The sequence below is a fragment of the Pseudomonas sp. 1L-E-NC-VB-C3 genome, assembly GCF_057291535.1.
On record NZ_JBXAWD010000002.1, the window covers coordinates 79656 to 103773 of the forward strand.

Genomic DNA, 24118 nt, shown 5'->3' on the forward strand with positions numbered 1-24118 from the left:
CGAAAGAGGCGGGGCTTTTTCTTGTCTGTCATTCAGAACGTATCGGCGCAGCGAAAGGCGAAGCTACCGACGCCGTCCGTACGGGGCAGGGATGTTCCGGCTACGACAATCTGATTGTCCTGAATGGCAAGGCCTCCCGCCATGTCGAGCACGCCGGTCAGATTGATGACCAGCACACCGTCGTCGGCAAAATCGCGATCTGGATAGCCGTCCGATTTGAACTGGGCAATGACGATTTCCGAGTCTTGTTCGCCGTGGGTGCTGGAAAGCACGACGATGTGTCCGTCCCTCAGCGTGCCAGCAGTCCATTGGATGCCGAAAAGGGCTTTTGGATAGGACGTCAGGACAGGCCTCCCTTCATTGAAGTCGATGGCGTATTTCCCGTTCCTGTCGACACAAACCAGGACGCCCTGGTGAACAAAATCCTTCGAGGTGGCGCTACCGATGCCAAGGATGTTGCCACCAGGCATTTCGACCAGTTGGTTGATCTGACTGAGCTTGTCCAGGCGGTCGAACAGGGCAAAACCGTTATCGCCAAAGCTGCTGACAGGCTTACCTGTGGCGTCGAAGAGGGCGATCATTGCGCGGTAGCGGTTTTCACGTGAAACGTAACCTGCGATGGCGAATTTGCCGTCCTGGAGCCGGATCAGTGAGCCAGCCCACGTGAAGTTGGCCAGGTATCGAATCACGACGTAACCCTTTCCCTGGCCAAACGCAGTGTCCAGAGCCCCGTTGCTTTGCAGTCTGATCAAAAGACCGCATTGGTCATTGGGGGAATATCGATGGTTGCTCAACACCATCAGTTTTCCGTCGTCCAGTTCAATGGCATGGCCACTGTAATCGGATGCCGTAGTGCGTTTTTGCCCAAGTTCGATCTCGGACGACGTGAGCGCGGGCACCGGAATCGGATCAACGAAGACTACGCCGTTGACGCCAAATGCGGTCTCGGGCGTTCCGTCATTGCGAAACATTGCCAGGCAGCGTTGTGGCTGTGCGTATTCGTGTAGATAAAAGGCACCCTGAAGCAACAGATTTCCGTTCTTGAGGATGCTGATGCTGCCACCCGTGGATTTATAGCCTGGAGCGAAAACCCCGCTGGCTACGCCATCCCGGGCAAACGAAGTGTCCTGTGTGCCATCAGGCTTCAATCGCACAATGGCGAACTTGTTGCCCGGACTTGCGGCGATCAGCAGCTTGCCGTCCGCCGCGACGGCAACTGCGTTGGCGAAGCCGTTTTCCTGATCGGGATATTTAAACCAGGTGAGGCCATTTTTATCGGGGCCGAAAGTGGGGTCCAGATTATGCACAGCGGTGTCTTTTACTTCAGTCATGGTCTGCTCCTCGAATACGCTGTTTTTGCGTAAAGCGATCAGTCGATAGGGACCGGCAAATCAACGCAGTGCTGGTATTTGGGGAGCTTTCGGTCGCGCTGTCCACTGTCAGACCTGACAGTGGACAGCGGCGGATGATTGTGGATTTGGAAGACGGGATGGCCTGTCTTGCCGGGGATTTAATGTCTGAGGGATTTTGTGGTGTCTGGTCTGGCGCCTTCGCGAGCAGGCTCGCTCCCACGGTTGATCGCATTCCAAATGTGATCAGGCAGCCATCAGTTTTCCAGCGGGATCAGCACCTGCTCGTTCGGGGCCATCACCATGAACACCAGCAACCTGGCAGGCTTGGTTGAGCTGGCGTTTTTCGACACCAGATGCTCGGAGCCGGCCGGCTCGTACCAGTACTGGCCCTTTTTGTAAGTGATCGCCTGTTCGCCTTTGACTTGGGAAATCACTTCGCCGTCGAGCACGTAAGCCATCGCCGTGCCTTCGTGTTTATGGGCGATCGAGGATTGCCCGGGCTGGTAGTCGACTTCGATCATCATGGCTTTCTTGCCGGGGGCGTTTTTCAGCAGTTGGTCCTGCAGGACGGTGATTTTTTCGGATGGGTCGTGAGCCATTGCCGAGGCGGAGAGGGTGAAGGCGAGGGCGGCAGCGACGAGGTGCAGGGCTTTCATGGCGGGTTACCTGTGATGGTGGGGGTGTGCTCACAGTAGGCCGCAATGTGGCCGGTTCAAACGGCCAATATTCGCGAAGATCAGGTGACCAATTCTGGTTCAAAAGCAAAGATCGCAGCCTTCGGCAGCTCCTACAGGGGAACGCATTCCAGAGTAGGAGCTGCCGAAGGCTGCGATCTTTTGATCTTGCTTTTAGACGATAGGGAAGCTGTTGAAATCGACGCTATTGGCCAGGCGGCTATCGATCAGGTCGATAAACCCCTGTGCCTCGGGCCGGTTGAAATGCGCCTGCATCGCCGCTTCCGACTGCCAGCGCGCGCTGACCGTCCAGCGGTGGCTGTCCTCGGGGCAGCGGTCGACCAGGTAGGAATCGCAGCCCGGGGTTTCGCGCAGGGTATCGACGATCTTCTGCAATTGCTTGCCAAGCTCTTCCGAGCGGCCCGCAACAGCCTTCACTTCAACCGTGTTGATCACTTCGTTGGACATTGCTCACACTCCTGAATCAGGCCGGACGAATCCTGCTCACTGAGGGATAACGCCTGTGCAGAATAGGCCTGCCGCCGTGAATCACCAATAACCAATCGGCGGTAAAAGCCTTATACCAACGGCTCATGACAGCTGTTCGAGGATGTCGCGTAAGCGATCGAGGGCAATGTCGATGTCGAGGGTTTCGATGGCGCCGAAACCGAAGTAAAGGCCTTCTTTCGCCAGCTGCTGGTAGTAGAAACCACTGATCGCATACAGGCCGACCTCGACCTTTTTTGCCAGCTCGATGACCAACGGCAAATCGATAGGCACCTTGCAGAACACCGCCATGTGAAACCCGGCGCTGGCCGGCACGGCTTGCAGCCACGGTGCAAGGTCAGTCGCCATGCGCGCCAGGATCCGCTCGCGGCGTTGCGCGTAGATCGTGTGGCAGCGGCGGATGTGCTTGAGCAGGCAACCTTCGGCGATGAACTTGGCCAGCGCCCATTGCGGCAGAGTCGAGGCGTGCAGATCGGTGAGCTGTTTGGCGCGGATCACCGCCTCGATGATCGACGGCGGCAGGATCGCGTAGCCCAGGCGCAACTCCGGCAGCAGGGTTTTCGAGAAGGTGCCGACGTAGGCGACGATGCCGCGCTGATCGAGGTTGTACAGCGAATCCGTAGGCCGGCCTTCGTAGCGGAATTCGCTGTCGTAATCGTCTTCGATGATGATCGCGCCGAGCTCGTGGGCACGGGCGAGCAGGGCCTCGCGGCGCGCCTGACTCATCGCCATGCCCAGCGGAAACTGGTGCGACGGGGTGACGTAAATGAGCCGCGTGCCATCGGGAATGTGCTCGACCTGAATGCCCTCGGCATCCACCGGCACCCCGACCACCTCCGCGCCATGCGTGCCGAACAACAAGCGCGCGGGCGGGTAGCCGGGGTCTTCCATGGCCACCAGACTGCCGGGACGGGTCAATACGCGGGCAATCAGGTCCAGCGCTTGTTGTGCGCCGTTGCACACCACGATGTCCTCGTCCTGACAGTTGATGCCACGGGAAAACGCGATGTGCCGGGCGATCGCATTGCGCAGCGCCGGCAAGCCTTCGGCGACGCTGTAGAAACCTTTCGACTGCGCCATCTGCCGCATCGCATGGGCGACGCAGCGGCGCCAGTCGTCGTGGGGGAACTGGCCTTTGCTGGTGGCGCCACCGATAAAGTCGTAGCGCAGCGAACCTTCCAGCGTCGGGTGACGGAGGAACACCGGCAGATTGCGCCAGCTCTCGATCACCTCGGCACTGGCCAGCTCGGTGTGGCTCTGCTTGCGCTGCACCTGCGCCGGGCGGGCGTTGACATAGGTGCCTTTGCCGATGACGCCGGTGAGGTAGTTTTCGTAGGTCAGCTGCGCATAAGTGTCGGAAATGGTCTTGCGCGAAATGCCCAATTGCTCGGCCAGCAAGCGGCTCGGCGGCAACTGCGTACCCGCCGCCAACCGCCCGGATTCAATCGCCGCGCGCAACTGCTGATACAACTGACCGGCAAGATCCTTGCGGCCGTTGATCACGACATGAAGTTCCATACCGACGAGGCTCCCGGGTGTTGAGTGAAGTGTCGGTCAGATTAGCGTTGTTGGGCTTTTGGCAGTAGTTGCGTGGAGTAAAAACCGCAAATTGGCGCAAGTCCCTGTGGGAGCGAGCCTGCTCGCGATGGCGGTGTGTCATTGAACAGATTCGTTGTCTGACACTCCGCTATCGCTGGCAAGCCAGCTCCCACAGTTTTTGCGGCGTGCACAAATCTTGTGAACGACGTTAAACCTTGTGGGAGCTGGCTTGCCAGCGATGGCGGTGGTGCAGTGGATGAATATTTGTCTGGGAAACCGCTTTCGCGAGCAGGCTCGCTCCCACAGGTATTGCGTTTGGCCGAGGTTCATTGGTGTAGCCGGAATTCATGGAATTGGGGCTGTAACACAGCCCGCACAGCCCTTACCGTGAAACTCATCATTCCGCCTGCCGAGAGCCGCGCCATGTCCCTGCGTCTGGATTACTACAACGCTTCGCCCAAGGCGATGAAAGCGATGCTTGCCATGGAGGCGCTGACCAGCAACCTGAGCATCGAAGCGCCGCTGCTGCAATTGATCCGGATCCGCGCCTCGCAACTCAACGGCTGCGCCTTCTGCACTGACATGCATTCGGTGGACGCGCGGCGGGCCGGGGAGAGCGATCGGCGCCTGTATGCGGTCGCGGTGTGGCGCGACAGCAACTTCTTCAACCCTCGCGAACGGGCGGCGCTGGTCTGGGCCGAGGCGGTGACGCTGTTGGCCGAAAGCCACGTGCCGGATGACGTCTACCAGCAAGCGCGCGAGCAATTTGATGAAGGTGAACTGGTGGACTTGACGGTTGCGGTCAGCAACATCAACAGCTGGAATCGTTTGGCTGTCAGCTTCCGTCAGACCCCGAGTGACTGAAAAGCCCCCCTCCCTGTGGCGAGGGGATTTATCCCCGTTCGGCTGCGCAGCAGACGCCAAAACGGTGAAATCGGTTTATCTGACAGATCAGAGTCAGGCGACTTCGGGGCTGCTGCGCAACCCAACGGGGATGAATCCCCTCACCACAGGTGCTAAATCCCTCAGCACCCACAGTGCGATTCAATTCGCCGGCCGCTGCGGTTTCACCGAGGTGCCAAACGTATTCCCCATCCGCGTACTGGTCGCAGCCGGGGTCGCCAGTCCGACCTGATTCGGCGCGCGCTTGTGCACCGGCACATTCAACGCTTCCATGTTCTTCTGCGCCGCCGCCGCGCCGTCGGGATTGTTGCCCATCTGCTGGCTCAGGCAATCGTAATTCGGCGCCTTGTAACCGCCGACCGTGACCTCGACACAGCCCAGCGGCTCTTCGGCCTGCGCCGCGCCCACCGTCATCAGCAAGACCCACATCCACCGCGTTTTCATGTCCGCCTCCTGGCCCGCCCGAATGGGCCGCTCTGGGGTTTGAGTCTAGTGCAAGCGCGGCGCAAAACCCGTGATGGTTTTTTTGCACCGCCCGTCATACCAGAGTCATAAATGCCCCGCAGGATAGCGATTTTCAGGGGTGCGCCAGTCGTGCAGCGAGGCAGTTCGCGGATCAGTCTTCAGCGCTCGGCGACGCTTGTGCGCCGCGCGGGTCTGGGGTGGCTGCTCGGTCTGCTGACCTGCGCGGCCAATGCTGATCCGGCGGCGGATATGCGCCTGACCTTGCACATCCCGGCGCAGGAACTCGCTCGGGCGCTGGATCAATACAGCCGCGCCACGGGCGTCGCGGTGCTGGTCGACAGCCAGTTGAGCCGGGGCCGCCGCTCCCTCGCCGTGGATGGCGAATTCACCGCCGCCGATGCCTTGCGCCATTTGCTCGGCGGCACCGGGTTGATGGCGCGTTACGCCCGCGCCGACGCGTTCACCCTGCAAGCGGCGCAGGTGGAAGATCTGCCGGTGCCGACGGACAAACCCACGCCGGCCGCTGTCGCGGTCAACCGCAGTTATGCGACGGCGGTGCAAGCGGCGATCGAGCGCAAGCTGTGCCGCTCGCCGCTGACACGGCCGGGCAGTTATCGCGCGGTGTTGCAGGTGTGGGTCGGGCGCGACGGCGTGGTGCAGCACAACCGGTTGGTTACTTCGACCGGCGATGTACGGCGCGATAACGCGCTGGTGGAAAGTTTTCGCAACCTCACAATCGATCGGCCGACGCCCAGCGCCTTGCGCCAGCCGGTCACGTTGCTGTTGTTACCGGAGTCGTCAGGGAAGCGCATGGAATGCACGAGATGGGAAGGAGTTTCCGGGGGATGAAAGACGCCGGACAAAGCACGATGGGCCAGCTGTTCCTCAGCTCTTACGAGGACTTTCGCGTGCGCCTGCGCCGCCGCCTCGGTTCCGAGGACCTGGCCAACGACGTGCTGCACGAAACCTGGCTGCGGGTCGATCGCATGGAAACCCCGCCGAACCTGCTCAAGCCCAACGCCTACCTGTATCGCATGGCCCTGAACATCGCCGCCGACCGCCGTCAGGCCGATGCGCGCCTGCTCACCGGCACCGAAGTCGAGGAACTGCTGCAACTGGGCGACGAAGCCCTCGACCCGGCGCGGGTGGTCGGCGGGCAAAAGGAAATGCAGGCCCTGCTCAGCGCCTTGTACGAACTGCCCGCACGACGTCGGCGGATCTTCATCGCCGCGCGGCTGGAAGAAGCGCCGCACCTGGAAATCTCCCAGCGTTTCGGCATTTCCACGCGCATGGTCGAGAAGGAAATCAAAGCCGCGCTGGGCTTCTGCGCAGCAAAACTGGAAAGAAAAGTGTTTCAGCGGTTCGGTCGCGGGGCCGGAAAACCGTCTAGCGAATAGTGACCCGATTAATCCGTTGAGAATTTGCGCGTTTGAACATCTTTCGACTGAAACCCGCCGAGCCTTCGGCCACCGAGTCTCTGCACAGCGAAGCCCAAGATTGGCTGATCCTGCTGACCTCGGGCCGCGCCACCGTCGCCGACGCCCGCGCCCTGCGCGAATGGTGCGCGCAGAGTGGCGAACACGCCCGGGCGTTCGAAGAAGCCAAGCGGCTGTGGCATCACCTGCAACCGGCCGCCGAAGCGTTGCAGGGCCGACGCGGCTTCGGTCGACGGGCATTCCTCGGCGGCGCGATTGCCGCATCCGCCGCATTCCTGCTGGTGCGCGGCACCATTCCCGGTGGTTTCGAAGGACTGGGCGCCGACTACATCACTGAAGTCGGCGAGCAACGCCGGGTCGAACCGGCACAAGGCGTCAGCCTCGAACTCAACACCCAAACCCGCATCAATCAGCGCAGCGTCGAAAACGGCGTGCAGGGTTTTGAACTGGTCAGCGGCGAAGTCGAAGTACAAACCGCACGCCTGCCACTGGCAATGCAGGCCGGAGCAGGGTGGTTGCGCGCCAGCCAGGCCCGCTTCAACCTACGCAACACCGACCAGCAAGTCTGCGTGACCTGCCTCGACGGCACGGTCGACGTCGCCATCGAAGGCCGCAACCTGCGCCTCGAAGCGGGCCAGCAAGTCACCTACGACGCACGGCAAATCGGCAACGTGCAAACCGTCGACACCGCCGCCGTGATGAACTGGCGCCAACAAGTGCTGGTGTTCAACGGCGCCACCCTCAGCCAGATGATCGACGAAATCAACCGCTACCGCCCCGGCATGCTCCTGCTGCTCAACCGCGAACTCGGCCAACGCCGCGTCCAGGCCCGCTTCAACCTCGACCAACTCGCCGGCGTCGCCCTGCTGATCCGCGACGCCTACGGCGTCAAATGTACCGAACTCCCCGGCGGCGTGGTCGTGCTCAGCTAACCAAAGCCCAGCGCAATCCAAATGTAGGAGCTGCCGGAAGGCTGCGATCTTCTGATCTTGCTTTTGCTTTCTGTGGGAGCGAGCCTGCTCGCGAAAGCAGTTTCCCAGCTGACCAATATCTTCCGGTCGCACTCGAACCCTGTGGGAGCTGGCTTGCCAGCGATGACGGCCTAACAGACCGCCCCCAATTCAATTGTGGGAGCGAGCCTGCTCGCGAAAGCGGTTGCCCAACTGACCAATATCTTCCGGTCGCACTCGATCCCTGTGGGAGCTGGCTTGCCAGCGATAACGGCCTAACAGCCACCCAACCTAAAGCTGACTGCCCCCAATTCAATTGTGGGAGCGAGCCTGCTCGCGAAAGCGGTCTACCAGTAACAACAACATTGACTGACCCACCGCAATCGCGAGCAGGCTCACTCCTACAAAAAAACTGCGGTGATCCCGGCTATTGCAACAACCCAATCACCTGCCGATACCGCTCAACCCCCTGCGCCGTCTGCCGACTCAAGCTAATCTCCAACCCCAACGGATCCTCCCGCCGATTCCCGCTCAACTGCCGCCAGCCTTTATCGATCTCCCAAACCCGCACCTGCACATCACTCACCCCACTCAACACCGCAACCCCATTCCCAGGCGCCGGCAACGGATAGCGACTGCGCGCCTCAGCCACCGCCCGATACAACGTATCCCCCTTGACCCACCAGCGAACCCGCTGCAACGCCCCCGGCTGATCCGCCGCGCTACGAATAATGTCCAGCCGAAACCCCTTGCTATCACTACTGCGCACCGTCACCGCCGGCGGCGCGGTCGGCGCCTCATCCTCAGCCCCGACCTTGCGCGGCTCGCTCAACTCCACCCCCGCGCGCATGTCCACATCTCGCTGCAACTGATTCAACACCCGCAACAAGCCATCGCTCTGCTCACTGCTCGCCTGCAAATGACTGTCCGCTCGCGTCACACTGTTCAGCCCGCGCCAGGCAATCAGACTCACCACCGCCATCAGCAGAATCGCGACCATCACCTCAATCAGAGTGAACCCTTGCTGAGTCTTCATTGAATACTGATCCGCCCACTGCCATCGCGCAGCACACTCAGCCGATTGGCCCCATCCGACAAAATCAGCCGCAACGGCGGATTGATCCACTCGGCATTCAGCACCACCGTCTGCCGAGGCTCCACACGCACCTCGATCTTCGGGCTCTGCCACGCACGCGGGCGCAACTGCGCATCCTCCATGAACGACTCAAACCCCACGCCATCATCCCCACGCCGCCCAAAGCGAAACCCCTTGGCATCCGCCACCCACACAATCGGCCGCCCATCGGTGCGAGCCTCCGCCTGCGCCACCTGCAACAACTGCGCAACCCGCTCGGCATCCTTGCGCAACAACTGCAACGGATCGGGCCTGATACTCAAACTGATCGCCGCACTGGCAATGCCAATAATCACCAGCACCACCATCAACTCGATCAACGTAAAACCCTGCTGCCTGCTCATCACCCGCGCGCTCCTTGGCGTCCCACCCCATCGTGCCCGGCGAACATGTAAGGCATGTGAAATAAAACGGAGAGAATTGCCGCGTAGGCTGGCAACAGGGACAACAAGGAGCGACAACCCATGAAATTCACCGCACGGATCACCCCGGCGCAAACCGTCCAGGCCCTGGCCCTGCTCGCCGCCCTGGTTGGCGTCGCGACGTGGTCGTCGCTGCTGCTGACCACGGCGGAATCCCACACACCCGCAGCCGCCCCGCAAGTACTCGCGGCGAGGAGCGATAGCCCGGCGTTGCAGTGGTTTTCCAATGAGACCGCACCGGTGGATATCAAGGTGAGCGGGGTGATCGCGGGCGGGAGTGGGACGGTGGCGATATTGAGTTTGAACGATGGCGCGCCGAGGAGTTTTTTGGTGGGGGAGAAGGTTGGGGTTGGGGTGAAGTTGGTGGGGGTTGAGGGGGATGGGGTGGTGATTGAGCGGGGTGGGGAGAGGGTGAGGTTGGGGGTGGAGAGGTTGGGGGAGGGGGTGGTTTTGCCTAGGTTGGTGAGGCCTTGAATTGAAAGATCGAGTCAGCCATTTTGCTGCTGCCCCTCTTGGCCTGCCCGTTCAAGCGGCTCGACGAGAGAGTAAGGTGAATAAACAAAGCATTTGATTGCTTTCGGCAAGAGCAATCATGTCACGACGTACCGCTATCCTACAGAAAAGCAATCTACTCATTGATGGGACCTTGAAGGCAGTCCTACATGCGTTTTAGCAGCCATTTTCTTAGTAGAACATCCTTGAAGGGTTGGAGGAACGCGTAGTGGAAAACTTTAATGTGCGCCAAAAAGCAGGCTACATTTGTAATGAGATAGACGTATTTTTCATTTTTCTGTTCGTAGATTACAGGGTAAAGGGGAGAGGGAATGTCGATAAAGACCGGTGAAGCAATAAGTGGGGTTTACAGTGACGCAAATAACTTTCTGATAATTGGCCTGACGGGGCGTACTGGTTCAGGATGCTCTACGGCCGCTAGCAAGCTGGGCGGCACAAGTTTCGAATTTCCTGCGGACGGCTATGAAGGGCTCACGGAGAACGAGTTAAAAAAACATAAAATAATTCATAAGTACTTAAAGGGTAATGACTGGACTTCTTTTTATAAGATTGAGGTGCGATCCTTAATTACATATCACCTATTGCTTTTAGAAAGAGAACCGTTTGTCTCGTACTTAGTAGGGGTCTCGGGTGCAGGCATTAAGCAAGAGTCCGCAGCAGCGATTTATGATGACTCAAATAAGGTGCGAGAGGAAATTCTCCGGCTTCATTCGTTTAATGGGAAGGTTGATCCTAGCGAGTTAGAGTCATGGATAGAGCTTTATTTTTCAACCTTGCCGCGTGTTGCTGAGAGTTTAAGGGAAAGCTTAGGTGGGGCTGGTTTTACCAAGCTTTACCAAAACTCTGGTGACAATATTAGATCCTCAGGTCTTGCAAATAGTAATATCTTTGACGCCGGCAAGATATTTAATTTTCCAAAGCATTTAAATTTTTTGATTAAGCTTGTTCGAAAATCCACAATAGCAAAAGGAGTTCCGTGCAGGGTTGTTATAGATGCGATTAGAAATCCGTATGAGGCATTCTTTTTAAAAAGGAGGTATGCAAACTTCTATCTGATATCCGTGAATACGCCTAATTCGAAAAGATTGAGTAGTTTGCATGAATATAGAAAGCTTTCAATAAGGGAGATTTCGGATCTCGATAACAAGGAGTATCCTGGAAAACTTTCCGGGGCGAATAAATTTATCGCGCAAAATATTCAGGCTTGTATCGAGATTGCTGATATTCATATTCACAACTCCAAAACTAGCGAGTTCAATCAAAATGACTTGGTGAGTCAGCTAGCATGGTACCTAGCGCTTATGATGCATCCTGGGTTAGTGATGCCGACGTCAGTTGAAAACTGTATGCAAATAGCTTATACGGTCAAGCAAAGCTCTGGCTGTATTTCGCGACAGGTTGGGGCTGTGGTAACAGATACTGGTTACAGTGTAAAGAGTGTCGGCTGGAACAGCACTCCCCAAGGACAAACTCCATGCCTGTTAAGAAGTGCCGAGGACTTACTGAGCGGAATTAATGGTGCCGATTATAGTGAGTATGAAAAAAACGATAATGTGTTCCGCAAAGCTTTAAGTGATAAGTATTTTGATTTGATAAGAACTGGCGCCACTCAAAAACGAAATATCCCGTTTTGCTTCAAAGCGCTACAAAATGAAATTGAGGGTGAAAAGAATCAAGTTCACACGAGATCACTTCATGCAGAAGAAAATGCTTTTTTGCAAATTGCAAAATTTGGTGGGCAAAAACTTATAGGGGGTGTTTTGTTTACTACCGCTAGCCCCTGTGAACTTTGTGCAAAAAAAGCGTATCAACTGGGTGTCACTAAAATAATATACATCGATCCCTATCCAGGTATTGCTACTGATCATATTCTTTCTGTCGGTGCAAGGAAGCCAATACTTGAACTATTTCGAAGAGCAGTAGGGCGTGCTTTTTATCAACTTTATCAGCCTTTGATGCCTTATAAGGATGAGTTGGAGTTGTTGTATGATATTCCTTCTTATCATAACCCTGAGAGTCCATCGAAAAGCTTCCTAATGAATGAGAATGAAAGGTTGCACGCTCAGGTCGATGCTTTAAAAAATGAATTACGCAAATCAAAAGAAAATTAGAAGGTTGGAGCGGATTTGCTCTCTGGAAGCAAATCCAAGACCTTTCGCGTTGGCGTCAATTTATTTGCCGAAAAGTGAACGCCTGTAAATTGATTTGCACATTTTTTATTGTGTTGTCCGTTTTAGAGGCAAAATATTTTTTGAATCCATTCTTCATCCTTTCCAAGTTTGGAGAAAGGGCCATGAATTGAGGCCGCGCAACCTCTTAGCGGAACGTTGCGATCTCTAATGTCTGAAATAATCCAGTCAACATAGATTCTCCATTCGGAAATATCTACGTCTTTAACTTTCCCTATTGCAAGGATTGCCATTTCTGATGATCCTTTCCCTAGTAAGCGTTTGACTGCAATACGATCACCTGTCTTTACGTGCGTAAATCGTTCTTGTTGATTTTTTATGGAGTTTCCTACTCCGGCCTCCTCATTCTCGAATTTATTTGCATCCCAGCAATACCAGTATCCCCGTTGTAAAAATTTAGGTAGGACGTCTTTTGATCCTCCCCATGTAGCACCTACAAGCCAGTAATTTGTCGTCATTTTGTACTCGGATCTAGAGTTTGGGAGGAAATGTGACGTGTTTGGAGATTTTTATACTGAGACTTTTCTATCGGGAACGGAGGCTGAATTGTTGTCTGGTAATATATCAGTCCCCTTGGAGTGCTCTTCTTGTTTGCATAATCTTAAATGTGATGGGCGCGCTTCAGTTCACGCAAGTTAGCGCGTGAGCGTTTTTTTATATACAACTCACTACGAATTGTTTTTACTTTACCGCAGAAGCAATCCGCGAAAGCTAAAAGCTAGCAAATAAATCAGAATGGAATATCTGTGTCGAAATTAACTGTACCTACTTTTTTATTTGCCTTGTGGAGCAGCTCCTCATTTTCAAGAAGATAATCTATCCCGTCGGCAGTTATTGAGAATGCATAATATTCAGAGCCGTTATACTCTTCGTCGATAGCGATGCTCTTATCTAGAAAGCCTACTCTTTCTAGCTTAATCGCCGCTAAACTCAGTATCCCTTGCTCAACACCTTTCAGGTCGTTGAATGTACTCCATACAGATACGCCATTCGGTGAGCTGGCGTAACTTTCAAGAACTTTTGCCAAAAGGCGATGTTCCACGTCACCCAGTTTATAATTGTATCCAGCCTTTCTGCGCGGCTTTTTCTGAATATTTAGATCTTGTGAAAGCAAGCTTAAATTTGCAACTTCCTTCTTGATTAGTACGCACGGGTGATTTACAGCGGCCTCCAAATTTCCATCAGACCTTTCGCCATTGTAATCCGCGGGTGTAAGTCCCAAAAGATCAGTCGGGAAATGCAACTCGGTGTCTCTAGGTTTAACGATGAAGCATCTCTCTTTACCTAGCGTACCGACAAATAGGCCAAGTTCAAAAAGCACATTGTCTCGTACGATGTGCTTTTTTTGGTCTCTGATTTCTGCGATATCATCTGGTGTAAAAATAAAAATTGCGAAATCCACGGATTCCGCCATTTTTACCAGAGAGTCAATAGTGTTCTGAGAAAGGTTAAAACCATGTTTCCAAACCGTTACCTCTGCCTGATGATCTAGGTTTACGTTGAACGCATCAGCCACATCCAAGCTCTCTACTGCTGAAGCTATAAATATTCTTGGCTTTCTCATATGACTTCCTTAAAAACTCGACCTAGGCTGACCGCAAATTTTGAGCTAACCAGCAGAAAAAAGCGCAGCTTTTGGGCGTCCAGTGAGCGATTTTTATCCGCATTGTCACACGTTGACCTTGCCAAGAATAAACGCAAGCGCTCCATGAAGTATACATACCGCTAGGTGGGGTCCTGGTTTACGCATGGCCTCCACCCTTGACGCTTCGAGCGACCTGGCTAACCAGATTTTTATCAGGCCTTTTAAGTCGAATCCGGTCGATACAGACTACGCACCTCGGCTAGCAATTCGCCGGCCTAAGTGCAGCGCCGCTTAGCCTAGCCCAGCTCTGAGTTGAACGAGAGGCCGTACGTCTTGCTGGACTTTAGGAATTACGCGGCGCTTCTACGATTGCAAGGGTGGCGGTGGCGGAGGGGCTGGCACAAGTCCCATCAGATCAACAATTTGACTTGCGAGATCAGGCTCAACAGCTGTTAGAAACTCGTTCGCTAGCTTCACATAAAAGTCATAAACATCGTCATCGGAAATTATCCACCCCACTTGAGCGTTTTCTAAGGCCGCATTGAAAAGCTTAGTTGCGTCGGACACATCAAAATATCCAAAATATTGGGAAAGTTTAGAGATGGCCATATGAGTTGTAGAGAAGCTGCCACTTTCTTTTAGGTATTCAATCGCTTCATTTTTCTGATTAATAACAGCTAAATGCTCTGGGCTTTGTAATTGGTCCAGCGCTCTCTGTAGTTCACCAGCCGCTGCCAATCCATGCACCGGAGGCGGAGGTGGAACAGGGATTGGGATTGTTGGCGGCGGTGCGTCAAGTTCCACCGGCGGCGGCTCTGGGAGCTCAGGCTGTTGTACTAGTTTTTTATAATGTGCAATCACAGACTTGATATTTGTATAGATATGGAGAGATCCATCTTCTTTTTTCTTTGACCACTCCTCGGCAAGGTAGCGCTTGGCTTTGACTGTCCTTTTGTCTAGGTTTGCGAGAGGTGATGCATAGTCACCGTCCTTAGAGACGATATGTAGATCTCCCGCTGGCACATGCTTAAGTAAAACCTCCCAATTGTATCTGTCGCCAACGCTTTCTCCTTTGCCCGGAGGATTGCCTCGTTGGGAGCGCTCAATCGCAAGTTTAAAGCTGGCATCATCTTCGCCGTATTTTTGTGATTTACTGAAAATTTCGGTTATTTTTTTGTCGACAGGTAAGTCATTCTGCAGTGCTAAACCTGTGGCGTTCGCTATTAAAGTCTTCTTCGCCGACTCTGCAATTTTTATAGCTTCCTGATAATTTCGCGCGACCTCCGTTCCTCGCATGTGGTTTGGAACCGCATTAGGGAACTTGCTACTCTGGAATTCTGTAACAGCACCATGAAGCTTTGACTCTCGGTTTCGCTCAAATTCATTTTCTACCTGTTTTGGAAGATGCAAAACTATCTTGTTCGGACCGATATTCTCTAATAATTCATCTATGACTCCGTCGTCGTCGTCGGGGTAGGTATAGAAATTCAAGAAAATATTTGTATCTATGAACAAATGCATCACAGGCATAAGCAGTCCCTTCGCTTGGAGTATCAGTCGATAGCTTCGATCATTTCACAGCACTTCCCATCTGACTACGGGGTTTAGGCGTTCTGCAGCATACCAACAACGACCGGGTTGTCTCGCTGAACCTCGTCCCGTAGCGCTGGTGGATCATGTTGCCGTTGTGTCCCTAGTGATCCAGCCGTAACCAATCTTCAATATATATACATAGAATCCACACGGCGTGAGCTTGCAGAAGGGCGTACGGTCGAGACCTGAACGTCCGCTTTTGGCCGAAAGCTATCGTCGTTTTCATCCGTTGAAGGTGGCTCAGAGGGTGGGATACGGGATGGATTTATCCGGTGTGTACGCGACGCAATGGCGCCTATAAACACAAATGTTTAAAAAGACATCTCCAAACACTCTCTCAGGCTACACATCCTTGCGCCTTTGCCTACAGCTACGCCAGAATCCGCCGGCTTGTGTGCCTAGTGGCCGGGTTCTATTGTGGTCGGGTCGCTGACGAATCAGCGATCGGGTTTGGTAGCCCGGTTTAGACTTGGCGCATAGCGTCACCCGATTCAGTCCTTTTTGGGGCTGTGTCTTTATGGTGGCCATGCGCAGGGCGTCTTCGGGCGCGCCGGTTTTCCAAGTCACCGGTCTACCAACCTTCGTATGGCCACCACCCCTTCGTTTGGTAGCGAAAAGATGATGGCTCCTTTTCTATGATTTGGAGATTCACTCATGATCAAACCAACACCCAACCCACCCGAAACCGATCCCACATCCCCGTACGAATCCCTCGATTCAAACAAGCTCCACGAAGCCGCCGACCGCGCGCTCGATCATTACCTGTCGCCAAACAATCTCCTGCCTCCGCCGCGTAAGGCGCGTGGGATGTATGCGGTGACGGCGGATACCAAGAATGAAGAACTGCTGGCGGATGCGAGTGAAACGCTTGCTTCGGCGAAGACGATTGCTCAGGACATTTCCAGTTTGCTGCCGGCGCCGCAGCGGCGGGCGTTGTTAGGGGTTGCTCAACTGATCATGTTGGGGGAGTTGGCGGTGAATCGGGTGATGGATAATTTGGAGGTGGCGGGGTGATGTCGTTGGCCTTGATCCGGCGCTGGGCCTTGGGATTTTAGGTGCGGCAGAAAAGCCCCTCACCCCAGCCCTCTCCCGGAGGGAGAGGGAGCCGACCGAGGTGTCTTGCGTTGTGCATCGACCTGGACGAGCGTGTTGATTATGGATTTTTGATGCTTATGCACCGCGGCAGAAGAGCCCCTCACCCCAGCCCTCTCCCGGAGGGAGAGGGAGCCGACCGAGGTGTTTTGCGTTATACATCGACCTGGAAGACCTTAGCGGCTATGGCTTTGCTGGGCTTCAGCGATGCTGGATTCAGAGCGATGCGTTCAGGTCGGCGTATCTCTCGAATATCCCCGTATCGGTTCCCTCTCCCTCGGGAGAGGGCTAGGGTGAGGGGCTTCCTGGCCGTGACAACAGGGTCTCCAGTCTGGCCAACGGCGGCGCATCCTGGTTGCGGTCAAATACCTGGATTCCAACCTTGAGCAGTCGCCCATTCTCTGCGCTGGCAATCATCTGTTCACAGCGCAACATAAGCCGTCCTTGATCACATTCAACAGCCTTCATCCCATTCGGCAATCGACCTTCCAGCCTTAGCTCAGCCATCCGGCTCTGCGCGGCAATCATCGCCACCGACCGATCCCTTAAAACCCCACTGCTCTGCGTCATCAACCCCGCCACACGTACGGCGGCGGACATGGCGACGGCGATGATTGCCAGTGCCACCAGCACTTCGATCAGGGTGAATCCTTCCTCTCGCGAACGCGCGCGCATACATGGCCCAAAACCAAAACCCAGCCCTCGACGCTAACCCCCGTCCTTGACGGCTTGACGACGGAAACACCCGAGGATTTTCAACATCCCTGACATATCTTCTTGCAACACTGCGCGTCGAATTCGGATCAAGCCAGGGAATGTCGAGATGGATATCGCACCTTTGAAAACGCTCAGTCAGTCGCCGCGCATGCCGCGGAGTCAGCAGGGTTTTACCTTGATCGAGATCATGGTGGTGGTGGTGATTCTGGGGATTCTGGCGGCGATGGTGGTGCCCAAGGTGCTCGATCGGCCGGATCAGGCGCGGGCGACGGCGGCGAAGCAGGATATTGGCGGGTTGATGCAGGCGTTGAAGTTGTATCGCCTCGATCACGGCACGTATCCGAGCATGAATCAGGGGCTGAAGGTGTTGGTCGAGCGGCCGGCGGATGCGAAGAACAGCAACTGGCGTTCGTATCTGGAGCGTTTGCCGAATGACCCGTGGGGCCGGCCTTATCAGTACCTCAACCCGGGCGCGAATGGTGAGGTCGATATCTTTTCCCTCGGCGCCGATGGCCAGCCTGACGGCGATGGCGTGAATGCCGATATCGGTTCCTGGCAGTTGTAAGGCCGGCCGTGAACACAGGTTCGCTCAACGGGGCGAAGCAACGGGGCATGGCGATTATCAGCGCGTTGTTGATTGCCGCCGTGGTGGCGGTGATTGCGGCGGGGATGTTGACGCGTCAGAGCGTGGCGACCCGGGCGCTGGAGGCCGATCAGCAGCGGGTGCAGGGGCGCTGGATCGCGCAGGGTGGTCTGGAGATCAGCCGGCAGTTGCTCTGGGATGCGCGCCTGCGTGATCCGTTGACCCGGCGTGATCAGCCTTGGGCGCAGCCGTTGCTGGCGGCGGGTTTTGCCGGGCGGCTGGAGGACGAGCAGGGCAAGTTCAACCTGCGCAATCTGGTCGCCAATGAGCGCATCGATGAGGCGCAGGTGCAGGCGTTCGAGCGGTTGTGCGAGTTGATCGGTGTGAGCGCCGTTGTCGGGCAGCGCATTCGTCAGCGGGTGATTGCCGGTTATCCGCATCTGCTGAATGCGCAGATTGGTGCGACGGCCAAAGCCGGTTTCGACAGCGGCCGCGCCACTTCGCCGGATGCCGATCACAAACCGCAAGCGCCGAAGGTGCCGATGCTGCGCACGCTGGATGATTTGCGCAGCGTCGAAGGCGTGACCGATGCGCTGATCGGCCAACTCGCGCCGTACGTGACGGTGATTCCGGCGACGACGTGGATCAACGGCAACACCGCCACGGCGCAGCTGCTGGCGGCGTATGTGCCGGGGCTTTCGCTGGAGCGGGCGACGGCGTTGATCGCGGAGCGTGACGCCGGGCGCTGGTTTATCAATCGCGGCGATTTTGTGAACCGCTTGCGCATGCCGCAGTTGGAAGTGAGCAGCGTCAAGGTCGGCATCACCAGTGACTGGTTTCGTTTGCGTGGTGAGGCGCGGCGCGATCAGCGTCGGGTCAGTCTCGACGCTTTGCTGCACCGCAGCGAGGATCGGCTGCCGCAGGTGATCTGGTCGCGGGTGGGCGCATGAGCCAGTTGCGCGTCGCGTTGCCGCCGCTGGCGGAGCTGGAGTTGCACAGCGAAGTGAGCTGCGCCTGGCTGGATAGTCAGGGGCAGGTCAGTCGTGAGGAGCGGCTTACGCTGAGCGAGTTGGGGCAACGGCCGAAGCAACCACCGCTGCTGTGCTTTCTGCACCCGGCCGACAGCCTGCTCGCCAGCATTGATCTGCCGCCGCTGCCCACGAACAAAACGGCGGCCGCTGTGCAGTGCGCGGCGCAGGCGTTGATGCTCGGTGATAGCAGCCAAATGCATATCGGCCACAGCCCTCGTGATGCGAGTGGGCAGGTGCAAATCGCCTGGGTGGCGCGGCAGCACTTGCAGCGTCTGGCTGTGGTACTCAAGCAGGCGGGGTTGAAGCTGCGCGGTTTGTATCCGGCGCCGTACAGCCTGCCAGTGCTGCCGGGGGTTGTCGCTTGTGTGGCGGACGGGCATTTGCTCCGGCGCGAGAGTTTGAACAGTGCGCAGGTTGAGCCGTTGCTCGGTGACGAAGTTGATGAGGCATCGTTCGCAGCTGACGCGACACAACGCTGGATCGGCCCCTTGCCCGGTTGGGGTTTGCACGGTGGTCTGCAGCAAAGCGGCGGCGAGCAACGTGGCTGGGGTCGTGCTGTCGGGTGTCTGGCTTTGGCGGTGGCCGTTTGGGTGATTGGCCTGAATCTTTATGCCGCCCGCGAAGCGCGTCAGGGCCAGCAGCTCAAGGCGCAGATGAGTCAGCGGGTGAAGCAGGCGTTCCCCGAATTGCCGGTGATTCTCAACCCGCTGCAACAGGCGCGTCAGCAACTGGAGCAGCGGCAAAAAGGCGCGGTCGATGACCCGGCGCAGAATTTCAATCGACTGGTGTTGCAGGCCGGCACGGGCATGCCGTTCATGGCTGGCAGTGTCGAGCGCCTGAGTTACCGCGACGGCGCTTTGCAGCTGGCGTTGCTCAGCGATGCAAACCGTGGCGGCAACGACAAGGACTGGCAAAGCACCTTGGCCCAGGCCGGCATCAGCGTCACTGCCGATGACGCAGGCTGGACCTTGCGCCCGAGCGATGAATCCAGCGCCAACACCAACGCAGACGACGACAGCGGAGCAGACGATGAGTAGGGCGACGCTGGCGATTTACCGTGGACGCTGGCAGCGCTTCAGCAGTCAGTTGCAGGCGCGTTGGCAGCCGTTGGCGTTGCGTGAAAAACGCATGGTCGGCGGCATGGCGCTGGTGCTTGTCGGTCTGCTGATCTGGCTGACGCTGGTCAAGCCGCCGCTGGCCAGGATCACTTTCTGGCAGAGCGAGACGCCCAAGTTGCGCGCGCAAACCGAGGCGCTGGAAGTGCTGTTGCGCAGCGTCAATGTGCGGCCGCAGGGGCAGAGCGTTGACCAGTCGCTGGAGCAAAGTCTGCAAGCGGCGGGGCTCACCGGGCATTACCAATTACAAGCGGCGGAGGGCAGCGCGTGGCAGTTGAATGTCGACGCCGCGCCGGCCGATGCGCTGCTCGACTGGCTGCTCAGCCAGCCATCACAACTTTCTCTGCAGGTGGTCGAGGCGCAGTTGCAACGCGCAAACGAAACCTCGACCGATGTCACCGCCGGCACATTGTCAGGCACCGTTCGCATGGATCAGGCGCAGGGCGCTAAGGAAGCTTCATGAAGGAGTCACGCTGCAAACCGGCACGTCTGGCGCTGCCGTTGTTGCTGATGGCATTGAGCGCGTGCAACAGCACCACGGCGCCGCAGAATCAGCCGCCGCTATTGGTCGACAGCGAACTTGGGCGGCCGCTGGCCAACACCCAGCGCAGCGGCGATGCGGTGGCCGATCGCGAACGGGCGCAGGCTCAGGCGCGGCCGGTGCCGAAGCAGCTGCACAATATCAGCCAGCGCGGACGCAGTGGTGGCGCTGCGCCGAGCAATGCGGTTGCGCGCAATCCGTTGGGCGAGCAACCGGTGACGCTGAATTTTGTCGAGGCGGACATTCAGGCGGTGGTGCGGGCGCTGTCGCGGGCCACCGGGCAGCAGTTTCTCGTCGATCCACGGGTCAAGGGCAATCTGACGTTGGTCTCGGAAGGTCAGGTGCCGGCCCGTCAGGCCTATGACATGTTGCTCGCGGCGTTGCGCATGCAAGGCTTCAGCGTGGTCGATGTCGGCGGCGTGGCGCAGGTGGTTCCCGAGGCCGACGCCAAACTTCTCGGCGGGCCGATCTACAGCGCCGACAAACCGGCCGGCAACGGCATGCTCACGCGCACGTTTCGCCTGCAATACGAAAACGCGGTGAACCTGATCCCGGTGCTGCGCCCGATCGTTTCGCCGAACAATCCGATCAACGCCTACCCGGGCAACAACACCGTGGTCATCACCGATTACGCCGAGAACCTCACCCGCGTCGCGCAGTTGATCGAGAGCATCGACACGCCGAGCGCGATCGACACCGATGTGGTGCAGATCCAGAACGGCATTGCCGCCGATATCGCGCCGATGGTGGCCGACTTGCTCGACGCGCCGGGCAATGATCCGACGCAGAAAATCGCCGTGATCGGCGACCCGCGCTCCAACACCATCATCATCCGCGCCGGCAGCCCCGAGCGTACCGAGCTGGCGCGCAACCTGATCTACAAACTCGACAACGCGCAGAGCAATCCGAGCAATCTGCACGTGGTTTATCTGCGCAACGCCCAAGCGGCGAAACTGGCGCAGGCGCTGCGCGGTTTGCTCACCGGCGAAAGTGATAGCGGCAGCAGCGACGCGGCGCGGTCGGTGCTCAGCGCGATGGGCAGCAGCACCGGCGGCAATGCCGGGCAGAACGGCCAGAGCAGCACGCCGAGCACTGGCACTTCAACGACGACTGGCAGCGGCGCAACCGGCGGTAGCTATGCGCAGGGCAGTGGCGGCGGCAGCAGCAGTGGCGGTACGCAGAGCAGCGAACAGAACGTTGCTTTCAGCGCTGGCGGTGTGACGATTCAGGCTGACGCCACCACCAACACACTGCTGATTTCCGCGCCGGAACCGCTGTATCGCAACCTGCGTGAGGTTATCGATCTGCTCGACCAGCGCCGTGCGCAAGTGGTGATCGAGAGCCTGATCGTCGAGGTTGGCGAGGACGATGCTAGCGAATTCGGTGTGCAATGGCAGACCGGCAATCTTGGCGGCAAGGGCGTGATCGGTGGCGCCAATCTGGGTGGCGCGGGCCTCAACACGGGGGCCAAGAACAGCATCGACGTGCTGCCGCAGGGTTTGAACCTCGGCTACGTCAACGGCACGGTCGACATCCCCGGCATCGGCAAGATTCTCGACCTGAAAGTGCTGGCGCGGGCGCTGAAGAGCAAGGGCGGCACCAACGTGCTGTCGACGCCGAACCTGCTGACCCTGGACAACGAAGCGGCGAGCATTTTTGTCGGCCAGACCATCCCGTTTGTCAGTGGCAGCTACGTCACCGGCGGCGGGGGCACCAGCAACAACCCGTTCCAGACCGTCACCCGCGAAGAGGTCGGCCTCAAGCTCAACGTGCGCCCGCAGATTTCCGAGGGCGGCACGGTGAAGCTGGATATCTATCAGGAAGTCAGCAGCATCGATGAGCGCGCGTCCAACAGCGTGACCGCCGCCGGCATCGTCACCAACAAACGGGCGATCGACACCAGCATTCTGCTCGACGATGGGCAGATCATGGTTCTCGGCGGGTTGCTCCAGGACGGTTACAGCCAGAGCAATGATGCGGTGCCGTGGCTGGGCAGCCTGCCGGGCATCGGCGCGCTGTTTCGCAACGAACGCCGGGCGATCACCAAGACCAACCTCATGGTGTTCCTGCGCCCGTACATCATCCGCGACAGCGAAGCGGGGCGCAGCATCACCCTCAACCGCTACGACTTCATGCGCCGCGCCCAGGGCGGCTTGCAACCGGAACGCAGCTGGGCGATGCCCGACATGCAGGCACCGCAATTGCCAAGCACCGCGCAAGGCGTGCCAGCGCCGGGGGCGGGGCCGGGGCCGACATCAGGCCCACGCGCCACGATCAAAGCCGTACCTATTGAAGGGAGCACCCGGTTTTGACTGAGATGATGACTGTGGTAAGGGGATTCATCCCCGCTCGGCTGCGCAGCAGTCGTAAACCGGGTACACGCGATTTGCCTGTAGAAACTGGTTTTCAAGTTTTGGGTCTGCTTCGCAGCCCAACGGGGATAAATCCCCTCGCCACAAGGGATCGCATTGCCACAAGGGCTCCCATTGCCACAGAGGATCGCATTGTCACTGAGGATTCCATTGCCACGGTACCGATTGAAGGGGAGCACCCGGTTTTGACTGAGATGATGACTGTGGAGAGGGGATTTATCCCCGCTCGGCTGCGCAGCAGTCGTAAAACCGGTACACGCGATGTGCTTGTAGAAACCGGTTCTCAAGGTTTGGGTCTGCTTCGCAGCCCAACGGGGATAAATCCCCTCGCCACAGGGGATCGCATTGCCCCAGAGAATCTCATTGCCACAGGGAATTCCACTGCCACGGTACCGATTGAAGGGAGCACCCGGTTTTGACTGAGATGATGACTGTGGCGAGGGGATTTATCCCCGCTCGGCTGCGCAGCAGTCGTAAACCGGGCACACGCGATTTGCCTGGAGAAACTGGTTCTCAGGTTTTGGGTCTGCTTCGCAGCCCAACGGGGATAAATCCCCTCGCCACAGAGGTTCCCATTGCCACAGGGGATCTCATTGCCACTGAGGATCGCATTGCCTCAGAGGCTCCCATTGCCACGGTACCGATTGAAGGGAGCACCCGGTTTTGACTGAGATGATGACTGTGGCGAGGGGATTCATCCCCGCTCGGCTGCGCAGCAGTCGTAAAACCGGTACACGCGACTTGCTTGTAGAAACCGGTTCTCAAGTTTTGGGTCTGCTTCGCAGCCCAACGGGGATAAATCCCCTCGCCACAGGGGATCGCATTGCCTCAGAGGATCTCATTGCCACAGGGGATCCCATTGCCACAGTCTCGATTGAAGGGAGCACCCGGTTTTGACTGAGATGATGACTGTGGCGAGGGGATTTATCCCCGCTCGGCTGCGCAGCAGTCGTAAACCGGGCACATGCGATTTGCCTGGAGAAACCGGTTCTCAAGGTTTGGGTCTGCTTCGCAGCCCAGCGGGGATAAATCCCCTCGCCACGGGGGATCGCATTGCCACAGGGGATCGCATTGCTACAGAGGATCCCATTGCCACGGTACCGATCGAAGGGAGCACCCGGTTTTGACTGAGAGGATGACTGTGGCGAGGGGATTTATCCCCGCTCGGCTGCGCAGCAGTCGTAACACCGGTACACGCGATTTGCCTGGAGAAACTGGTTCTCAAGGTTTGGGTCTGCTTCGCAGCCCAGCGGGGATAAATCCCCTCGCCACAAGGGATCGCATTGCCACAAGGGCTCCCATTGCCACGGTACCGATTGAAGGGAGCACGCGGTTTTGACTGAGATGATGATTGTGGTGAGGGGATTCATCCCCGCTCGGCTGCGCAGCAGTCGTAAAACCGGT

The 24118-nt window shown here is 57.2% G+C and carries 23 protein-coding genes; 12 read left to right on the forward strand and 11 right to left on the reverse strand.

Annotated elements, in window-relative coordinates:
- Nucleotides 1–32: 32 nt before the first annotated feature.
- From AC0Z5Z_RS03810 to pdxR, 4 genes are all read right to left on the reverse strand, one after another.
- On the reverse strand, nt 33–1331 hold the full coding sequence (locus AC0Z5Z_RS03810; protein WP_252878331.1) for an NHL repeat-containing protein: 1299 nt from the start codon (nt 1329–1331) through the stop codon (nt 33–35).
- A gap of 275 nt (nt 1332–1606) precedes the next feature.
- Nucleotides 1607–2008, reverse strand: a complete 402-nt coding sequence (locus tag AC0Z5Z_RS03815) for a cupin domain-containing protein (RefSeq protein WP_252884338.1) — start codon at nt 2006–2008, stop codon at nt 1607–1609.
- Nucleotides 2009–2200: 192 nt separating this feature from the next.
- Nucleotides 2201–2494, reverse strand: a complete 294-nt coding sequence (locus AC0Z5Z_RS03820) for a putative quinol monooxygenase (RefSeq protein WP_016774982.1) — start codon at nt 2492–2494, stop codon at nt 2201–2203.
- 123 nt (nt 2495–2617) lie between these two features.
- A complete protein-coding gene (gene pdxR / locus AC0Z5Z_RS03825) occupies nt 2618–4051 on the reverse strand; it encodes a MocR-like pyridoxine biosynthesis transcription factor PdxR (protein ID WP_485610708.1) in 1434 nt (477 codons plus the stop codon).
- A gap of 444 nt (nt 4052–4495) precedes the next feature.
- Here pdxR and AC0Z5Z_RS03830 point away from each other — a divergent pair, with 444 nt between their 5' ends.
- Nucleotides 4496–4936, forward strand: a complete 441-nt coding sequence (locus tag AC0Z5Z_RS03830) for a carboxymuconolactone decarboxylase family protein (RefSeq protein ID WP_485610709.1) — start codon at nt 4496–4498, stop codon at nt 4934–4936.
- A 180-nt stretch (nt 4937–5116) separates the two neighbouring features.
- On the opposite strand, the gene AC0Z5Z_RS03835 is transcribed toward AC0Z5Z_RS03830, so the two are convergent.
- Entirely contained in the window at nt 5117–5419 is a 303-nt protein-coding gene (locus tag AC0Z5Z_RS03835; RefSeq protein WP_041480100.1) for a hypothetical protein, read from the reverse strand.
- A gap of 150 nt (nt 5420–5569) precedes the next feature.
- Between AC0Z5Z_RS03835 and AC0Z5Z_RS03840 the strand changes: the two genes are divergently transcribed.
- The 3 genes from AC0Z5Z_RS03840 to AC0Z5Z_RS03850 are packed head-to-tail and all read left to right on the forward strand — an operon-like array spanning nt 5570 to nt 7808.
- Complete coding sequence (locus AC0Z5Z_RS03840; RefSeq protein ID WP_485610837.1) at nt 5570–6289, forward strand: secretin and TonB N-terminal domain-containing protein; 720 nt, start codon at nt 5570–5572, stop codon at nt 6287–6289.
- Nucleotides 6286–6837, forward strand: a complete 552-nt coding sequence (locus AC0Z5Z_RS03845) for an RNA polymerase sigma factor (protein ID WP_041480103.1) — start codon at nt 6286–6288, stop codon at nt 6835–6837. The genes AC0Z5Z_RS03840 and AC0Z5Z_RS03845 overlap by 4 nt, the downstream gene beginning before the upstream one ends.
- A 32-nt stretch (nt 6838–6869) precedes the next feature.
- A complete protein-coding gene (locus tag AC0Z5Z_RS03850; protein WP_485610710.1) occupies nt 6870–7808 on the forward strand; it encodes a FecR family protein in 939 nt (312 codons plus the stop codon).
- 445 nt (nt 7809–8253) lie between these two features.
- Here the strand turns inward: AC0Z5Z_RS03850 and AC0Z5Z_RS03855 are convergent, their stop codons facing one another.
- Nucleotides 8254–8862, reverse strand: a complete 609-nt coding sequence (locus AC0Z5Z_RS03855) for a prepilin-type N-terminal cleavage/methylation domain-containing protein (RefSeq protein ID WP_485610711.1) — start codon at nt 8860–8862, stop codon at nt 8254–8256.
- The gene (locus AC0Z5Z_RS03860) at nt 8859–9305 is read right to left on the reverse strand and encodes a GspH/FimT family pseudopilin (RefSeq protein WP_485610712.1); all 447 of its coding nucleotides are present in this window, start codon (nt 9303–9305) and stop codon (nt 8859–8861) included. The genes AC0Z5Z_RS03855 and AC0Z5Z_RS03860 overlap by 4 nt, the downstream gene beginning before the upstream one ends.
- 120 nt (nt 9306–9425) lie before the next feature.
- Here AC0Z5Z_RS03860 and AC0Z5Z_RS03865 point away from each other — a divergent pair, with 120 nt between their 5' ends.
- Nucleotides 9426–9857 carry a type II secretion system protein N gene (locus AC0Z5Z_RS03865; RefSeq protein ID WP_485610713.1) on the forward strand — a complete coding sequence of 144 codons (432 nt, stop codon included), beginning with the start codon at nt 9426–9428 and terminating at the stop codon, nt 9855–9857.
- Between the two features lie 350 nt (nt 9858–10207).
- Nucleotides 10208–12007, forward strand: coding sequence for a hypothetical protein (locus tag AC0Z5Z_RS03870; RefSeq protein ID WP_485610714.1), 1800 nt, complete (start codon nt 10208–10210; stop codon nt 12005–12007).
- Between the two features lie 122 nt (nt 12008–12129).
- Here AC0Z5Z_RS03870 and AC0Z5Z_RS03875 read toward each other — a convergent pair whose 3' ends face one another.
- The 3 genes from AC0Z5Z_RS03875 to AC0Z5Z_RS03885 all read right to left on the reverse strand — a co-directional run bounded on the left by AC0Z5Z_RS03875 (nt 12130) and on the right by AC0Z5Z_RS03885 (nt 15200).
- Nucleotides 12130–12543, reverse strand: a complete 414-nt coding sequence (locus AC0Z5Z_RS03875; protein WP_485610715.1) for a hypothetical protein — start codon at nt 12541–12543, stop codon at nt 12130–12132.
- Nucleotides 12544–12815: 272 nt separating this feature from the next.
- Entirely contained in the window at nt 12816–13649 is an 834-nt protein-coding gene (locus tag AC0Z5Z_RS03880) for a TIR domain-containing protein (RefSeq protein ID WP_123442312.1), read from the reverse strand.
- A 384-nt stretch (nt 13650–14033) separates the two neighbouring features.
- Nucleotides 14034–15200 carry a PIN domain-containing protein gene (locus AC0Z5Z_RS03885; protein WP_457262947.1) on the reverse strand — a complete coding sequence of 389 codons (1167 nt, stop codon included), beginning with the start codon at nt 15198–15200 and terminating at the stop codon, nt 14034–14036.
- A 717-nt stretch (nt 15201–15917) separates the two neighbouring features.
- Between AC0Z5Z_RS03885 and AC0Z5Z_RS03890 the strand changes: the two genes are divergently transcribed.
- The gene (locus AC0Z5Z_RS03890) at nt 15918–16277 is read left to right on the forward strand and encodes a DUF6124 family protein (RefSeq protein ID WP_016774969.1); all 360 of its coding nucleotides are present in this window, start codon (nt 15918–15920) and stop codon (nt 16275–16277) included.
- Between the two features lie 366 nt (nt 16278–16643).
- On the opposite strand, the gene gspI is transcribed toward AC0Z5Z_RS03890, so the two are convergent.
- Nucleotides 16644–17030: a type II secretion system minor pseudopilin GspI gene (gene gspI, locus AC0Z5Z_RS03895; RefSeq protein ID WP_485610716.1), complete on the reverse strand. Its 387-nt coding sequence runs from the start codon at nt 17028–17030 to the stop codon at nt 16644–16646.
- A 148-nt stretch (nt 17031–17178) separates the two neighbouring features.
- Here gspI and gspG point away from each other — a divergent pair, with 148 nt between their 5' ends.
- Genes gspG through gspD form a run of 5 tightly spaced genes read left to right on the forward strand, consistent with a single transcriptional unit; the run spans nt 17179 to nt 22654 of the window.
- A complete protein-coding gene (gspG, locus tag AC0Z5Z_RS03900; protein ID WP_042606813.1) occupies nt 17179–17637 on the forward strand; it encodes a type II secretion system major pseudopilin GspG in 459 nt (152 codons plus the stop codon).
- Between the two features lie 47 nt (nt 17638–17684).
- Nucleotides 17685–18605 (forward strand): type II secretion system minor pseudopilin GspK, encoded by a 921-nt coding sequence (gene gspK, locus AC0Z5Z_RS03905; RefSeq protein WP_485610717.1) that lies wholly within the window; start codon nt 17685–17687, stop codon nt 18603–18605.
- Nucleotides 18602–19723 (forward strand): type II secretion system protein GspL, encoded by a 1122-nt coding sequence (gene gspL / locus AC0Z5Z_RS03910; protein ID WP_485610718.1) that lies wholly within the window; start codon nt 18602–18604, stop codon nt 19721–19723. The genes gspK and gspL overlap by 4 nt, the downstream gene beginning before the upstream one ends.
- Nucleotides 19716–20264, forward strand: a complete 549-nt coding sequence (gene gspM, locus AC0Z5Z_RS03915) for a type II secretion system protein GspM (RefSeq protein ID WP_485610719.1) — start codon at nt 19716–19718, stop codon at nt 20262–20264. Before gspL ends, gspM begins: the two co-directional genes overlap by 8 nt.
- Nucleotides 20261–22654, forward strand: a complete 2394-nt coding sequence (gspD, locus tag AC0Z5Z_RS03920; protein WP_485610720.1) for a type II secretion system secretin GspD — start codon at nt 20261–20263, stop codon at nt 22652–22654. The genes gspM and gspD overlap by 4 nt, the downstream gene beginning before the upstream one ends.
- The last annotated feature ends 1464 nt before the right edge of the window (nt 22655–24118 follow it).

Coding starts and splice junctions, on each gene's coding strand:
- AC0Z5Z_RS03810 (WP_252878331.1), bottom strand. CDS start 1,331: ATGACTGAAGTAAAAGACACCGCTGTGCATAATCTGGACCCCACTTTC.
- AC0Z5Z_RS03815 (WP_252884338.1), bottom strand. CDS start 2,008: ATGAAAGCCCTGCACCTCGTCGCTGCCGCCCTCGCCTTCACCCTCTCC.
- AC0Z5Z_RS03820 (WP_016774982.1), bottom strand. CDS start 2,494: ATGTCCAACGAAGTGATCAACACGGTTGAAGTGAAGGCTGTTGCGGGC.
- pdxR (WP_485610708.1), bottom strand. CDS start 4,051: ATGGAACTTCATGTCGTGATCAACGGCCGCAAGGATCTTGCCGGTCAG.
- AC0Z5Z_RS03830 (WP_485610709.1), top strand. CDS start 4,496: ATGTCCCTGCGTCTGGATTACTACAACGCTTCGCCCAAGGCGATGAAA.
- AC0Z5Z_RS03835 (WP_041480100.1), bottom strand. CDS start 5,419: ATGAAAACGCGGTGGATGTGGGTCTTGCTGATGACGGTGGGCGCGGCG.
- AC0Z5Z_RS03845 (WP_041480103.1), top strand. CDS start 6,286: ATGAAAGACGCCGGACAAAGCACGATGGGCCAGCTGTTCCTCAGCTCT.
- AC0Z5Z_RS03855 (WP_485610711.1), bottom strand. CDS start 8,862: ATGAAGACTCAGCAAGGGTTCACTCTGATTGAGGTGATGGTCGCGATT.
- AC0Z5Z_RS03860 (WP_485610712.1), bottom strand. CDS start 9,305: ATGAGCAGGCAGCAGGGTTTTACGTTGATCGAGTTGATGGTGGTGCTG.
- AC0Z5Z_RS03865 (WP_485610713.1), top strand. CDS start 9,426: ATGAAATTCACCGCACGGATCACCCCGGCGCAAACCGTCCAGGCCCTG.
- AC0Z5Z_RS03870 (WP_485610714.1), top strand. CDS start 10,208: ATGTCGATAAAGACCGGTGAAGCAATAAGTGGGGTTTACAGTGACGCA.
- AC0Z5Z_RS03875 (WP_485610715.1), bottom strand. CDS start 12,543: ATGACGACAAATTACTGGCTTGTAGGTGCTACATGGGGAGGATCAAAA.
- AC0Z5Z_RS03880 (WP_123442312.1), bottom strand. CDS start 13,649: ATGAGAAAGCCAAGAATATTTATAGCTTCAGCAGTAGAGAGCTTGGAT.
- AC0Z5Z_RS03885 (WP_457262947.1), bottom strand. CDS start 15,200: ATGCCTGTGATGCATTTGTTCATAGATACAAATATTTTCTTGAATTTC.
- AC0Z5Z_RS03890 (WP_016774969.1), top strand. CDS start 15,918: ATGATCAAACCAACACCCAACCCACCCGAAACCGATCCCACATCCCCG.
- gspI (WP_485610716.1), bottom strand. CDS start 17,030: ATGCGCGCGCGTTCGCGAGAGGAAGGATTCACCCTGATCGAAGTGCTG.
- gspG (WP_042606813.1), top strand. CDS start 17,179: ATGGATATCGCACCTTTGAAAACGCTCAGTCAGTCGCCGCGCATGCCG.
- gspK (WP_485610717.1), top strand. CDS start 17,685: ATGGCGATTATCAGCGCGTTGTTGATTGCCGCCGTGGTGGCGGTGATT.
- gspL (WP_485610718.1), top strand. CDS start 18,602: ATGAGCCAGTTGCGCGTCGCGTTGCCGCCGCTGGCGGAGCTGGAGTTG.
- gspM (WP_485610719.1), top strand. CDS start 19,716: ATGAGTAGGGCGACGCTGGCGATTTACCGTGGACGCTGGCAGCGCTTC.
- gspD (WP_485610720.1), top strand. CDS start 20,261: ATGAAGGAGTCACGCTGCAAACCGGCACGTCTGGCGCTGCCGTTGTTG.